Genomic DNA, 13510 nt, shown 5'->3' on the forward strand with positions numbered 1-13510 from the left:
TACTCACAAACCGCAGAATAAGCCCTGTGGAAAACCCCGCCTCAGCTCGGTTGATAACCCGGCCTCAAGGCTGGAGATAACTCCCCCTGTTGATAAGTGGGTGTTTCATCCACAGGCTTAAGGCGCTTATCCAGACCCCTCATGGCCACTAGACCACAGCCTTTTGAACCTCTGTACATAAGGTGGAATAAGGGCTGTAGAGGTTTATCCACAGAAATGTGCCTCACTAAGAATAAACATAAAAACAAAGCTTTAATAAATTTCTCTCTCTTTATTTCTATTGTCAGCCACTCATCCACAGGCTGGTTAAATTTTGTTCAAGCGGTTCCTAGAAGGGGGGTAAGTCCCTATACTTGTGCGTTATTCCTATCTATTCCCGAAACAGGCACGAGGTGCGTGGTGGATTTCCCTTCCCGTTTTGAAGTGATCGTCATCGGCGGCGGCCATGCCGGAACCGAGGCTGCGCTTGCGTCTGCACGCATGGGTGTGAAAACCCTGCTGCTGACCCACAACGTGGAAACCCTCGGGCACATGAGCTGCAACCCGGCCATTGGCGGTATTGGCAAGAGCCATCTGGTCAAGGAGATCGATGCGCTGGGCGGTGTCATGGCCCTGGCTACCGACAAGAGCGGTATCCAATTCCGCGTTTTGAACAACCGCAAAGGCCCGGCGGTGCGTGCAACCCGCGCCCAGGCCGACCGCGCCATCTACAAGGCCGTGGTACGCGAGATTCTCGAAAACCAGCCCAACCTGTGGATATTCCAGCAGGCCTGTGACGACCTGATCGTCGAGCAGGACCAGGTACGCGGCGTCGTCACGCAGATGGGTCTGCGTTTCCATGCCGATTCTGTGGTGCTGACCACGGGTACCTTCCTCAGCGGACTTATCCACATAGGTCTGCAGAATTATTCCGGTGGGCGTGCCGGCGATCCGCCGGCCATCGCTCTGGCGCACCGCATGCGTGAGCTGTCGCTGCGCATGGGTCGCCTGAAAACCGGCACGCCGCCGCGTATCGACGGGCGTTCGGTAGATTTCTCGGTGATGACCGAACAGGCCGGTGACACCCCGATACCGGTGATGTCGTTCATGGGCGACAAGGCCATGCACCCGCGTCAGGTCAGTTGCTGGATTACCCACACCAACGAACGCACTCACGAGATCATTGCTTCCAACCTCGATCGTTCGCCGATGTACTCCGGCGTGATCGAGGGCATCGGCCCGCGTTACTGCCCGTCGATCGAAGACAAGATCCACCGGTTTGCCGACAAGCAGAGCCACCAGGTATTCATCGAGCCAGAAGGGCTCAATACCCACGAGCTGTACCCGAACGGGATATCCACATCCCTGCCGTTCGACGTGCAGCTGCAGTTGGTGCGTTCGATCCGCGGCATGGAAAACGCGCACATCGTGCGCCCGGGCTATGCCATCGAATACGACTACTTCGACCCGCGTGACCTGAAGTACAGCCTGGAAACCAAGGCCATCGGCGGGTTGTTCTTTGCCGGCCAGATCAACGGCACCACCGGTTACGAAGAGGCCGGCGCGCAGGGGCTGCTGGCTGGTGCCAACGCCGCGCTGCGTGCACAGGGCCGCGAAAGCTGGTGCCCGCGCCGCGACGAGGCGTACATCGGGGTGCTGGTCGACGACCTGATCACCCTGGGTACCCAGGAGCCGTACCGCATGTTCACCTCGCGGGCCGAGTACCGCCTGATTCTGCGTGAAGACAACGCCGACCTGCGTCTGACCGAAAAAGGCCGTGAACTGGGCCTGGTCGACGATGCACGCTGGGCCGCGTTCAGCGCCAAGCGCGAAAGCATCGAGCGCGAGGAGCAACGCCTGAAGTCCACCTGGGTTCAGCCCAATACCGCGATGGGCCAGGCGATTGTGGATAAGTTCGGCACGCCGCTCAGCCATGAATACAACCTGCTCAACCTGCTGACCCGCCCGGAAATCGACTATGCCGGGTTGGTGGAAGTGACCGGCGGTGGAGAAATCGACCCTCAGGTGGCCGAGCAGGTCGAGATCAAGACCAAATACGCTGGTTACATCGACCGGCAACAGGAAGAAATCGCTCGCCTGCGGGCAAGCGAAGACACCCGCCTGCCCGAGGATATCGACTACGCTGGTATTTCCGGGTTGTCCAAGGAGATTCAGGGTAAGCTCAGCCAGGCCCGCCCAGAGACACTCGGCCAGGCCTCGCGCGTTCCCGGCGTGACCCCGGCGGCTATTTCCCTGTTGCTGATTCACCTGAAAAAACGCGGCGCAGGCCGCGAGTTGGAGCAAAGCGCTTGAGTTCTATGGTCACCCCTCAACACGCCCAGGAGTTGTCCACAGGTGCCCGCCAGCTTGGTGTCGAGCTGAGCGAGGCCCAGCACGCGCAACTGCTGGCTTATCTGGCGCTGCTGATCAAGTGGAACAAGGCTTACAACCTGACTGCAGTGCGCAATCCCGACGAAATGGTGTCCCGCCACCTGCTGGACAGCCTGAGCGTCATGCCGTTTATCCACAGCGACACCGAGCGCTGGCTCGACGTCGGTAGCGGCGGCGGCATGCCGGGCATTCCCCTGGCTATCCTGCATCCGCACAAGCAGGTCACGGTGCTGGACAGCAACGGCAAGAAAACCCGCTTCCTCACCCAGGTGAAACTGGAGCTGAAGCTGGATAACCTGCAAGTTATCCACAGCCGGGTCGAGGCGTTCCAGCCGGAACAGCCTTTCTCCGGAATTGTTTCTCGTGCTTTCAGCAGCATGGAGAACTTCACCAATTGGACGCGCCACCTTGGCGACGCCCAGACGCAGTGGCTGGCAATGAAAGGGCTGCATCCGGCTGATGAGCTGGTAGCATTGCCGGCAGATTTCAAAGTGGATAGCGAGCAGGCCTTGACCGTTCCGGGTTGCCAAGGCCAGCGCCATCTGCTGATACTGCGCCGCACGGCATGACTGGGAACACAAGCAAGAATGGCTAAGGTATTCGCGATCGCGAACCAGAAAGGTGGTGTGGGCAAGACCACCACCTGCATCAATCTCGCTGCATCGCTGGTGGCTACCAAGCGCCGCGTGCTGCTGATTGACCTCGATCCACAGGGCAACGCCACCATGGGTAGCGGTGTGGATAAACACGTCCTTGAACATTCGGTCTATGACCTGCTGATCGGCGAGTGCGACCTGGCTCAGGCCATGCACGTGTCCGAACACGGTGGTTATCAACTGCTGCCGGCCAACCGCGACCTCACTGCGGCCGAAGTGGTTCTGCTCGAAATGCAGATGAAGGAGAGCCGGCTGCGCACAGCGCTGGCGCCGATCCGCGAGAGTTACGACTACATCCTGATCGACTGCCCGCCGTCGCTGTCGATGCTGACGCTCAATGCCCTGGTGGCCGCCGATGGCGTGATCATTCCGATGCAATGTGAATACTTTGCCTTGGAAGGCTTGAGCGACCTTGTGGATAACATCAAGCGCATCGCTGCCAAGCTCAATCCGCAGCTCAAGATCGAAGGCCTGTTGCGCACCATGTACGACCCGCGCCTGAGCCTGATCAACGACGTGTCCGCGCAGCTCAAGGAACACTTCGGCGAGCAGCTCTACGATACGGTGATCCCGCGCAACATCCGCCTGGCCGAGGCCCCGAGCTTCGGTATGCCGGCCCTGGCCTACGACAAGCAGTCCCGTGGCGCCCTGGCCTATCTGGCCCTGGCCGGTGAACTGGTACGCCGTCAACGCCGTCAAACCCGCACTGCCGCACAGGCAACTTAAGGAATCCGCATGGCCGTTAAGAAACGAGGTCTCGGACGTGGGTTGGATGCACTGCTCAGTGGTCCTACCGTCAGCGCGCTCGAAGAGCAGGCTGTCAAGGTCGACCAGAAAGAACTGCAACACCTGCCGCTGGACCTGATCCAGCGCGGCAAATACCAGCCCCGTCGGGACATGGACCCGCAGGCCCTTGAAGAACTGGCGCACTCGATCAAGAGCCAGGGCGTGATGCAGCCGATCGTGGTCCGCCCGATCGGCGACGACCGCTTCGAGATCATCGCCGGCGAACGCCGCTGGCGCGCCAGCCAACAGGCCGGCATGGAGACCATCCCGGCGATGGTGCGCGATGTGCCGGATGAAACCGCCATCGCCATGGCGCTGATCGAGAACATCCAGCGCGAAGACCTCAACCCGGTGGAAGAGGCCATCGCGCTGCAGCGCCTGCAGCAGGAGTTCCAGCTGACCCAGCAACAGGTCGCGGATGCTGTGGGCAAGTCGCGGGTGACCGTGGCCAACCTGCTGCGCCTGATCTCGCTGCCGGAAGTCATCAAGACCATGCTGTCCCACGGCGACCTGGAGATGGGTCATGCCCGTGCGCTGCTCGGTTTGCCTGAAGAACAGCAGGTCGACGGGGCGCGACACGTTGTCGCACGAGGCCTGACCGTACGCCAGACCGAAGCCCTGGTTCGCCAGTGGCTCAGCGGCAAGCCCGAGCCGGTGGAGCCGGCCAAGCCCGATCCGGACATCACCCGCCTTGAACAGCGTCTGGCAGAGCGGCTGGGCTCGGCGGTACAGATCCGTCACGGCAACAAGGGCAAAGGCCAGTTGGTGATCCGTTACAACTCCCTGGACGAGTTGCAGGGCGTGCTTGCTCACATCCGCTGAAACAATTCGCTTTGTAGCGCGCAGTCGGAAATCACTACCCAGCAGTTGAATAGGGGTCCAAGCGCCCCTATACTCTGCGCGCATTTTGTCGGCACAAATTATGCCAAGTCATTACTGACTGGTTGGTCGACTTTCGAGGAGCAGTTGTGATGGAGACCCGCACGCCAAACCGCTTGCCTTTCCATCGCTGGGCGGTTTTTCCGGTACTGTTCGCTCAATTTGTCGTGTTGCTGCTGGCATCGTTGGGGGTGTGGCAGTGGCATGGGGTGGTCAGCGGCTATTCGGCACTCTGCGGAGGACTGATCGCCTGGCTGCCGAATCTGTACTTTGCCTACAAGGCGTTCCGTTACACCGGCGCCAGGGCAGCGCAGGCCATCGTCAAGTCGTTCTACGCTGGCGAGGCAGGCAAATTGATTTTGACGGCAGTGCTGTTCGCATTGACGTTCGCAGGAGTGAAGCCATTGGCGCCATTAGCAGTATTCGGCGTCTTCTTGCTGACCCAGTTGGTCAGCTGGTTCGCGCCCCTGCTGATAAAAACGAGACTTTCGAGACCTTAGGGCGTTTGAGGCAAACATGGCAGCAGAAACCGCTTCGGGCTATATCCAGCACCACTTGCAGAACTTGACCTTCGGGCAATTACCAGACGGCGGTTGGGGCTTTGCCCATTCCGCAGCAGAAGCCAAGGCAATGGGCTTCTGGGCGTTCCACGTGGACACCCTGGGTTGGTCCGTTGCGCTGGGTCTGATCTTCATCCTCCTTTTCCGCATGGCGGCGAAAAAAGCGACTTCCGGTCAACCCGGCGGCCTGCAGAACTTCGTCGAGGTGATGGTCGAATTCGTCAACGGCAGCGTCAAGGACTCGTTCCACGGCCGCAGCCCGGTCATCGCACCGCTGGCACTGACCATCTTCGTGTGGGTGTTCCTGATGAACGCCGTCGACCTGATCCCGGTCGACTGGATCCCGCAACTGGCGATGCTGATCTCCGGTGATCCGCACATCCCGTTCCGTGCCGTATCCACCACCGACCCGAACGCCACCATCGCGATGGCCTTCTGCGTGTTCGCGCTGATCATCTTCTACAGCATCAAGGTCAAGGGCATCGGCGGCTTCATCGGCGAGCTGACCCTGCACCCGTTCGGCAGCAAGAACATCTTCGTCCAGATCCTGCTGATCCCGGTCAACTTCCTGCTGGAATTCGTGACCCTGATCGCCAAGCCGATCTCGCTGGCCCTGCGTCTGTTCGGCAACATGTATGCCGGCGAGCTGGTGTTCATCCTGATCGCCGTGATGTTCGGTGCCGGTCTGCTGTGGCTGAGCGGCCTGGGCGTGGTGCTGCAATGGGCGTGGGCTGTGTTCCACATCCTGATCATCACCCTGCAAGCGTTCATCTTCATGATGCTTACCATCGTCTACCTGTCGATGGCTCACGAAGATAACCATTAAGACCGCCTGGCGTGTCTGAGGCCTCTCCGCCGGGGTGGGGGGAGGCCGAAAAAGTCCGCAAGGGCAGCTGTACCAAACGATTTTGTTTTACCGCTTCAAACTAAAAAACCTAACCAATACGACGTAAAAGTCGGGAGGAAAGATGGAAACTGTAGTTGGTCTTACCGCTATCGCTGTTGCTCTGCTGATCGGCCTGGGTGCCCTGGGTACCGCCATTGGTTTCGGCCTGCTGGGCGGCAAGTTCCTGGAAGGCGCTGCTCGCCAGCCAGAAATGGTTCCGATGCTGCAAGTCAAAATGTTCATCGTCGCCGGTCTGCTCGACGCCGTGACCATGATCGGTGTTGGTATCGCTCTGTTCTTCACCTTCGCTAATCCCTTCGTTGGTCAAATCGCTGGCTAATCACTCGAATTTTCGAGTGGATTGGTGTGATGGACTTAGAACGAGCGAGGTGTTGGCGTGAACATTAATGCAACCCTGATTGGCCAGTCCGTTGCGTTCTTCATTTTTGTACTGTTTTGCATGAAGTTCGTGTGGCCTCCGGTCATCGCGGCTTTGCAAGAACGTCAGAAGAAGATCGCGGAAGGACTGGACGCTGCCAACCGAGCAGCTCGCGACCTGGAGCTGGCCCAAGATAAAGCGGGTCAGCAACTGCGCGAAGCTAAAGCTCAGGCAGCCGAAATCATTGAGCAAGCCAAGAAACGCGGTAACCAGATCGTCGAGGAAGCCCGTGACCAGGCTCGCGTCGAAGCTGACCGTGTGAAGGCCCAGGCTCAAGCCGAGATCGAACAGGAACTGAACGGTGTCAAAGACGCGCTGCGCGCCCAAGTGGGTAGCCTGGCCGTCAACGGTGCTGAAAAGATCCTTGGCGCCACAATCGATCAAAACGCGCATGCGGAGCTGGTTAATAAACTGGCCGCTGAAATTTAAGCGAGGGCGATCATGGCAGAACTGACCACGTTGGCCCGACCTTACGCTAAGGCGGCCTTTGAGCACGCCCAGGCCCATCAGCAACTGGCCAATTGGTCAGCCATGCTCGGCCTGGCTGCTGCAGTGTCTCAAGACGACACAATGCAGCGCCTGCTCAAGGCCCCGCGACTGACGAGCGCAGAAAAGGCCGCCGCGTTTATTGACGTGTGCGGTGACAAGTTCGATGCACAGGCACAGAATTTCATTCATGTTGCCGCGGAAAACGAACGTCTCCTGCTGTTGCCGGAGATTTCGGCTCTGTTCGATCTGTACAAGGCCGAACAAGAGAAATCCGTGGACGTGGAAGTCACCAGTGCTTTTGCGTTGAACCAAGAACAGCAAGACAAACTCGCCAAGGTTCTCAGTGCACGACTCAGCCGGGAAGTGCGCCTGCACGCGACGGAGGATGCCAGCCTGATCGGTGGTGTCGTAATCCGCGCCGGCGACCTGGTTATCGATGGTTCAGTACGCGGCAAAATCGCGAAACTGGCCGAAGCATTGAAATCTTGAGTTTGAAGGGGCAGCAGAGCAATGCAGCAACTCAATCCTTCCGAAATTAGTGAAATCATCAAGGGCCGCATCGAGAAACTCGATGTAGCCTCCCAAGCCCGCAACGAAGGTACTGTCGTCAGCGTTTCTGACGGTATCGTGCGGATTCACGGTCTGGCCGACGCTATGTACGGCGAAATGATCGAGTTTCCGGGCGGCGTGTTCGGTATGGCCCTCAACCTGGAGCAAGACTCCGTTGGTGCGGTAGTACTGGGCGCGTACGACACCCTCGCTGAAGGCATGAGCGCCAAGTGCACCGGCCGCATCCTCGAAGTTCCGGTTGGTAAGGAACTGCTGGGTCGCGTCGTCGACGCACTGGGTAACCCAATCGATGGCAAAGGTCCGCTGAACAACACCGAGACCGACGCTGTTGAAAAGGTTGCACCGGGCGTTATCTGGCGTAAATCGGTAGACCAGCCTGTACAGACTGGCTACAAATCGGTTGACGCCATGATCCCTGTCGGCCGTGGCCAGCGTGAGCTGATCATCGGTGACCGTCAGATCGGCAAGACCGCCATGGCCATCGACGCCATCATCAACCAGAAAGACTCCGGTATTTTCTGTGTGTATGTTGCTGTCGGCCAGAAGCGTTCGACCGTTGCCAACATCGTTCGCAAGCTGGAAGAAAACGGCGCCCTGGCCAACACCATCGTGGTGGTTGCCAGTGCTTCGGAATCCGCCGCACTGCAATTCCTGGCGCCATACGCCGGTTGCACCATGGGCGAGTTCTTCCGTGACCGCGGCGAAGACGCACTGATCGTCTACGATGACCTGTCCAAGCAGGCTGTTGCCTACCGTCAGATCTCCCTGCTGCTGCGTCGTCCACCAGGACGCGAAGCATACCCAGGTGACGTGTTCTATCTCCACTCCCGTCTGCTGGAGCGTGCATCGCGCGTTTCCGAAGAGTACGTAGAGAAGTTCACCAACGGTGCCGTAACTGGCAAGACCGGTTCGCTGACCGCACTGCCGATCATCGAAACCCAGGCTGGCGACGTTTCCGCGTTCGTTCCGACCAACGTGATCTCGATCACCGACGGTCAGATCTTCCTGGAATCGGCCATGTTCAACTCGGGCATCCGCCCTGCAGTGAACGCCGGTGTTTCGGTATCCCGTGTAGGTGGTGCCGCTCAGACCAAGATCATCAAGAAGCTCTCCGGTGGTATCCGTACCGCTCTGGCTCAGTACCGTGAACTGGCGGCATTCGCCCAGTTCGCTTCTGACCTGGACGAAGCCACCCGCAAGCAACTCGAGCACGGTCAACGTGTTACCGAGCTGATGAAGCAGAAGCAATACGCTCCAATGTCCATCGCGGACATGGCGCTGTCGCTGTATGCCGCTGAGCGTGGGTTCCTGACCGACGTCGAAATCACCAAGATCGGCAGCTTCGAACAAGCGCTGATCGCTTTCTTCAACCGTGATCACGCCGAACTGATGGCGAAGATCAACGTGAAGGGTGACTTCAACGACGAAATCGACGCTGGCATCAAAGCCGGTATCGAGAAGTTCAAGGCCACCCAAACCTGGTAAGCCGCAGCGGGGGCTTTGCAGTCCCCGCTTGCTAACCTGATAGGTGTTACATGGCAGGCGCAAAAGAGATTCGCAGTAAGATTGCGAGCATCAAAAGCACGCAAAAAATTACCAGCGCCATGGAAAAAGTGGCGGTCAGCAAGATGCGCAAGGCTCAAATGCGCATGGCTGCTAGCCGTCCCTATGCGGAGCGTATCCGCCAGGTGATTGGTCATCTGGCCAACGCCAACCCGGAATACCGCCACCCCTTCATGATCGAACGCCCTGTCAAGCGCGCCGGTTATGTGGTTGTGAGCAGTGACCGTGGTCTGTGCGGCGGCTTGAACACCAACCTGTTCAAGGCCCTGGTCAAGGACATGGCAGCCAACCGCGAGCAAGGGGTCGAAATCGACCTGTGCGTGGTGGGCAGCAAAGGTGCGGCGTTTTTCCGCAGCTACGGCGGTAACGTCGTTGCAGCGATCAGCCACCTGGGCGAAGAGCCGTCGATCAATGATCTGATCGGCAGCGTCAAGGTCATGCTGGACGCTTACCTGGATGGTCGTATCGATCGTCTGTCCGTGGTATCGAACAAGTTCATCAATACCATGACGCAAGCCCCAACGGTCGAGCAGTTGATTCCGTTGGTTGCAACCCCGGATCAAGAACTCAAGCACCACTGGGACTACCTCTACGAACCTGACGCCAAGGAGCTGCTGGACGGCCTGATGGTGCGTTACGTGGAGTCGCAGGTCTACCAGGCGGTGGTCGAGAACAACGCGGCCGAACAAGCTGCGCGGATGATCGCAATGAAGAACGCCACCGACAACGCCGGCGACCTGATCAGCGAATTGCAGCTGATCTACAACAAGGCGCGTCAGGCTGCGATCACCCAAGAGATCTCGGAAATCGTCGGCGGCGCTGCCGCGGTTTAACGGTTCAAATATTCAGAGGATCCAGCTATGAGTAGCGGACGTATCGTTCAAATCATCGGCGCCGTCATCGACGTGGAATTCCCACGTGACAGCGTGCCGAGCGTGTACAACGCACTGAAAGTACAAGGCGCGGAAACCACCCTGGAAGTTCAGCAGCAGCTGGGCGACGGCGTGGTCCGTACCATTGCGATGGGCTCGACCGAAGGCTTGAAGCGCGGTCTGGACGTCGTCGACAGCGGCGCAGCCATCTCCGTACCGGTCGGTAAAGCGACCCTGGGCCGGATCATGGACGTGCTGGGCAACCCGATCGACGAAGCTGGTCCGATCGGTGAAGAAGAGCGCTGGGGCATTCACCGCGAAGCGCCTTCGTTCGCTGACCAGGCAGGCGGCAACGACCTGCTGGAAACCGGCATCAAGGTTATCGACCTGGTCTGCCCGTTTGCCAAAGGCGGTAAAGTTGGTCTGTTCGGTGGTGCCGGTGTAGGCAAGACCGTAAACATGATGGAACTGATCCGTAACATCGCCATCGAGCACAGCGGTTATTCCGTGTTCGCCGGTGTGGGTGAGCGTACTCGTGAGGGTAACGACTTCTACCACGAGATGAAGGACTCCAACGTTCTCGACAAGGTAGCGCTGGTCTACGGTCAGATGAACGAGCCACCAGGAAACCGTCTGCGCGTAGCGCTGACCGGCCTGACCATGGCCGAGAAGTTCCGTGACGAAGGTAACGACGTTCTGCTGTTCGTCGACAACATCTATCGTTACACCCTGGCCGGTACCGAAGTATCCGCACTGCTGGGCCGTATGCCTTCGGCGGTAGGTTACCAGCCGACCCTGGCTGAAGAGATGGGCGTTCTGCAAGAACGTATCACTTCGACCAAGGAAGGTTCGATCACCTCGATCCAGGCCGTATACGTACCTGCGGACGACCTGACCGACCCGTCGCCAGCCACCACCTTCGCCCACTTGGACGCCACCGTCGTACTGTCCCGTGACATCGCCTCCCTGGGTATCTACCCAGCGGTCGATCCACTGGACTCGACTTCGCGCCAGCTGGACCCGAACGTGATCGGCAACGAGCACTACGAAACCGCTCGCGGCGTTCAGTACGTGCTGCAGCGCTACAAAGAGCTGAAGGACATCATTGCGATCCTGGGCATGGACGAACTGTCCGAGACCGACAAGCAACTGGTTTCCCGTGCTCGTAAGATCCAGCGCTTCCTGTCCCAGCCGTTCTTCGTGGCTGAAGTCTTCACCGGTTCTCCAGGCAAATACGTTTCCCTGAAAGACACCATTGCTGGCTTCAAAGGCATCCTCAACGGTGACTACGACCACCTGCCAGAACAAGCGTTCTACATGGTCGGCGGCATCGAAGAAGCAGTCGAGAAAGCCAAGAAACTGTAATCCCGGCGCCCCGCGAGGGGCGCTAATCAGGTTGAGGCAAGCAGATGGCTATGACAGTCCATTGCGATATCGTCAGCGCGGAAGGAGAGATCTTCTCCGGCCTGGTCGAGATGGTGATTGCGCACGGCAACCTGGGTGATCTTGGTATCGCTCCAGGCCACGCCCCGCTGATCACTAATCTGAAGCCTGGTCCGATCACGCTGACCAAGCAGGGTGGCGCCCAAGAGGTGTTCTACATCTCTGGTGGTTTCCTCGAGGTCCAGCCGAACATGGTCAAGGTGCTTGCCGATACCGTGCAACGTGCTGCCGACCTGGACGAAGCTCAGGCCCAGGAAGCCCTCAAGGCTGCCGAGAACGCCCTGAACGCCAAAGGCGCGGAGTTCGACTACGGCGCCGCTGCCGCACGTCTGGCCGAAGCCGCAGCTCAGCTGCGCACCGTCCAGCAGTTGCGCAAGGGAAGGTAATTCGGCCTACAGGCTGATTGCTTTCGCCGCGATTGAGTTAAAGGGTAGCCTCGGCTACCCTTTTTCTTTTTCTGCATATCTCATTTCGGTCATTCATCGACCTCTCCCCGGATTTGGTAGCCAGTCAATGTCTCTCGATATCGTTATTCTCGCGGCAGGCCAGGGCACACGCATGCGCTCGGCCGTGCCCAAGGTACTGCACCCGGTCGCCGGCAACTCGATGCTTGGCCATGTTATCCACAGCGCCCGCCAGCTCGAGCCCCAGGGTATTCACGTGGTGATCGGACATGGTGCCGAGCTGGTTCGCGAGCGACTGGCTGCCGATGACCTGAATTTCGTGTTGCAGGACAAACAGCTGGGCACAGGCCACGCCGTGGCCCAGGCCTTGCCGGCGCTCAGTGCCGACACCGTGCTGATCCTCTACGGCGATGTACCGCTGATCGAGGTGGACACCCTGCAGCGTTTGCTGGCCAGGGTAAACCCGCAGCAACTGGGCCTGCTCACTGTGACCCTGGCCGACCCGACCGGCTACGGCCGTATCGTGCGCGACGACCAGGGCCAGGTGGCTGCCATTGTCGAGCACAAGGATGCCAGCGACGCACAGAAGGCGATCAATGAAGGCAACACCGGCATCCTTGCCGTACCGGGGGCTCGGTTGGCCGAGTGGCTGGGCCGCCTGTCGAACCACAACGCACAGGGTGAGTACTACCTGACCGACGTGATCGCCATGGCAGTGGCCGACGGCCTGGTGGTGGCCACCGAGCAGCCGCTGGACCCGATGGAAGTGCAGGGCGCCAACGACCGTCGTCAGTTGGCCGAACTGGAGCGTCATTATCAATTGCGCGAAGGTCGTCGCCTGATGGCCCAGGGCGTGACCCTGCGTGACCCGGCGCGTTTCGACGTGCGCGGCGAAGTCATCGTGGGGCGTGACGTGCTCATCGACGTCAACGTTATCCTCGAAGGCCGCGTGGTGATCGAGGATGACGTGGTCATCGGCCCGAACTGCGTGATCAAGAACAGTACCCTGCGCAAGGGCGCAGTGGTCAAGGCCAACAGCCACCTCGAAGGTGCCGTGCTGGGCGAGGGCAGCGATGCCGGTCCGTTCGCGCGGCTGCGCCCGGGCAGCGTGCTGGATGCCCGTGCGCATGTGGGTAACTTTGTCGAACTGAAGAATGCCCACCTGGGTGAAGGTGCCAAAGCAGGCCACCTGACCTACCTGGGTGATGCCGAGGTGGGGGCGCGCACCAATATCGGTGCTGGCACCATCACCTGCAACTACGACGGTGCCAACAAGTTCCGTACCGTACTGGGCGAGGATGTCTTCATCGGTTCCAACAACTCGCTGGTGGCGCCTGTGGATATCCTCGATGGGGCCACCACTGCTGCGGGGTCCACCATCACCCAGACGGTCGAGGCTGGCCAGTTGGGCGTGGCCCGCGGTCGTCAGCGCAACATCGATGGCTGGAAACGGCCAGAGAAGATCAAGAAGAGCTGAGTTGTCCACAGCTCTGAAAAAGCCGACCGCATTGTGCATAAGTCGGCTTTTTTTTGCCTGGCATTCGAGTGTGGATAACCTGACCCCAGCAGCGCCTTATCCACAGAAATAGTTTC

The 13510-nt window shown here is 59.3% G+C and carries 14 protein-coding genes; all 14 read left to right on the top strand.

Translation table 11 applies throughout. The annotated features are described in order from the left end of the window. Positions 1 to 399: 399 nt before the first annotated feature. The 14 genes from mnmG (at position 400) to glmU (ending at position 13394) form a co-directional block, all read left to right on the top strand. Complete coding sequence (gene mnmG, locus DN388_RS21020) at positions 400 to 2292, top strand: tRNA uridine-5-carboxymethylaminomethyl(34) synthesis enzyme MnmG (RefSeq protein ID WP_054916064.1); 1893 nt, start codon at positions 400 to 402, stop codon at positions 2290 to 2292. Next, positions 2289 to 2939 (top strand): 16S rRNA (guanine(527)-N(7))-methyltransferase RsmG, encoded by a 651-nt coding sequence (gene rsmG, locus DN388_RS21025; RefSeq protein ID WP_058541972.1) that lies wholly within the window; start codon positions 2289 to 2291, stop codon positions 2937 to 2939. The genes mnmG and rsmG overlap by 4 nt, the downstream gene beginning before the upstream one ends. Before the next feature lie 18 nt (positions 2940 to 2957). Beyond that, positions 2958 to 3752: a ParA family protein gene (locus tag DN388_RS21030; RefSeq protein WP_043860671.1), complete on the top strand. Its 795-nt coding sequence runs from the start codon at positions 2958 to 2960 to the stop codon at positions 3750 to 3752. Between the two features lie 9 nt (positions 3753 to 3761). Next, positions 3762 to 4634 carry a ParB/RepB/Spo0J family partition protein gene (locus DN388_RS21035; protein WP_043860670.1) on the top strand — a complete coding sequence of 291 codons (873 nt, stop codon included), beginning with the start codon at positions 3762 to 3764 and terminating at the stop codon, positions 4632 to 4634. Positions 4635 to 4783: 149 nt separating this feature from the next. Next, a complete protein-coding gene (locus DN388_RS21040) occupies positions 4784 to 5191 on the top strand; it encodes a F0F1 ATP synthase subunit I (RefSeq protein ID WP_043860669.1) in 408 nt (135 codons plus the stop codon). Between the two features lie 16 nt (positions 5192 to 5207). Next, positions 5208 to 6077 carry a F0F1 ATP synthase subunit A gene (atpB, locus tag DN388_RS21045; RefSeq protein ID WP_043860668.1) on the top strand — a complete coding sequence of 290 codons (870 nt, stop codon included), beginning with the start codon at positions 5208 to 5210 and terminating at the stop codon, positions 6075 to 6077. A 142-nt stretch (positions 6078 to 6219) separates the two neighbouring features. Then, positions 6220 to 6477, top strand: coding sequence for a F0F1 ATP synthase subunit C (gene atpE, locus DN388_RS21050; protein WP_003097235.1), 258 nt, complete (start codon positions 6220 to 6222; stop codon positions 6475 to 6477). A gap of 57 nt (positions 6478 to 6534) precedes the next feature. Next, positions 6535 to 7005 (top strand): F0F1 ATP synthase subunit B, encoded by a 471-nt coding sequence (locus tag DN388_RS21055; protein WP_043860667.1) that lies wholly within the window; start codon positions 6535 to 6537, stop codon positions 7003 to 7005. 12 nt (positions 7006 to 7017) lie between these two features. Next, positions 7018 to 7554, top strand: a complete 537-nt coding sequence (locus DN388_RS21060) for a F0F1 ATP synthase subunit delta (protein ID WP_043860666.1) — start codon at positions 7018 to 7020, stop codon at positions 7552 to 7554. A gap of 21 nt (positions 7555 to 7575) precedes the next feature. Further along, positions 7576 to 9120 carry a F0F1 ATP synthase subunit alpha gene (gene atpA, locus DN388_RS21065; RefSeq protein ID WP_043860665.1) on the top strand — a complete coding sequence of 515 codons (1545 nt, stop codon included), beginning with the start codon at positions 7576 to 7578 and terminating at the stop codon, positions 9118 to 9120. Positions 9121 to 9170: 50 nt separating this feature from the next. Next, positions 9171 to 10031, top strand: coding sequence for a F0F1 ATP synthase subunit gamma (atpG, locus tag DN388_RS21070; RefSeq protein ID WP_054916061.1), 861 nt, complete (start codon positions 9171 to 9173; stop codon positions 10029 to 10031). Between the two features lie 27 nt (positions 10032 to 10058). Further along, positions 10059 to 11435, top strand: coding sequence for a F0F1 ATP synthase subunit beta (atpD, locus tag DN388_RS21075; protein WP_043860663.1), 1377 nt, complete (start codon positions 10059 to 10061; stop codon positions 11433 to 11435). 44 nt (positions 11436 to 11479) lie between these two features. Next, on the top strand, positions 11480 to 11899 hold the full coding sequence (locus DN388_RS21080; RefSeq protein WP_043860662.1) for a F0F1 ATP synthase subunit epsilon: 420 nt from the start codon (positions 11480 to 11482) through the stop codon (positions 11897 to 11899). A gap of 127 nt (positions 11900 to 12026) precedes the next feature. Further along, on the top strand, positions 12027 to 13394 hold the full coding sequence (gene glmU / locus DN388_RS21085; protein ID WP_054916062.1) for a bifunctional UDP-N-acetylglucosamine diphosphorylase/glucosamine-1-phosphate N-acetyltransferase GlmU: 1368 nt from the start codon (positions 12027 to 12029) through the stop codon (positions 13392 to 13394). Positions 13395 to 13510: the final 116 nt, after the last annotated feature.

Source organism: Pseudomonas sp. S12(2018) (assembly GCF_024355235.1).
GTDB lineage: Bacteria > Pseudomonadota > Gammaproteobacteria > Pseudomonadales > Pseudomonadaceae > Aquipseudomonas > Aquipseudomonas palmensis.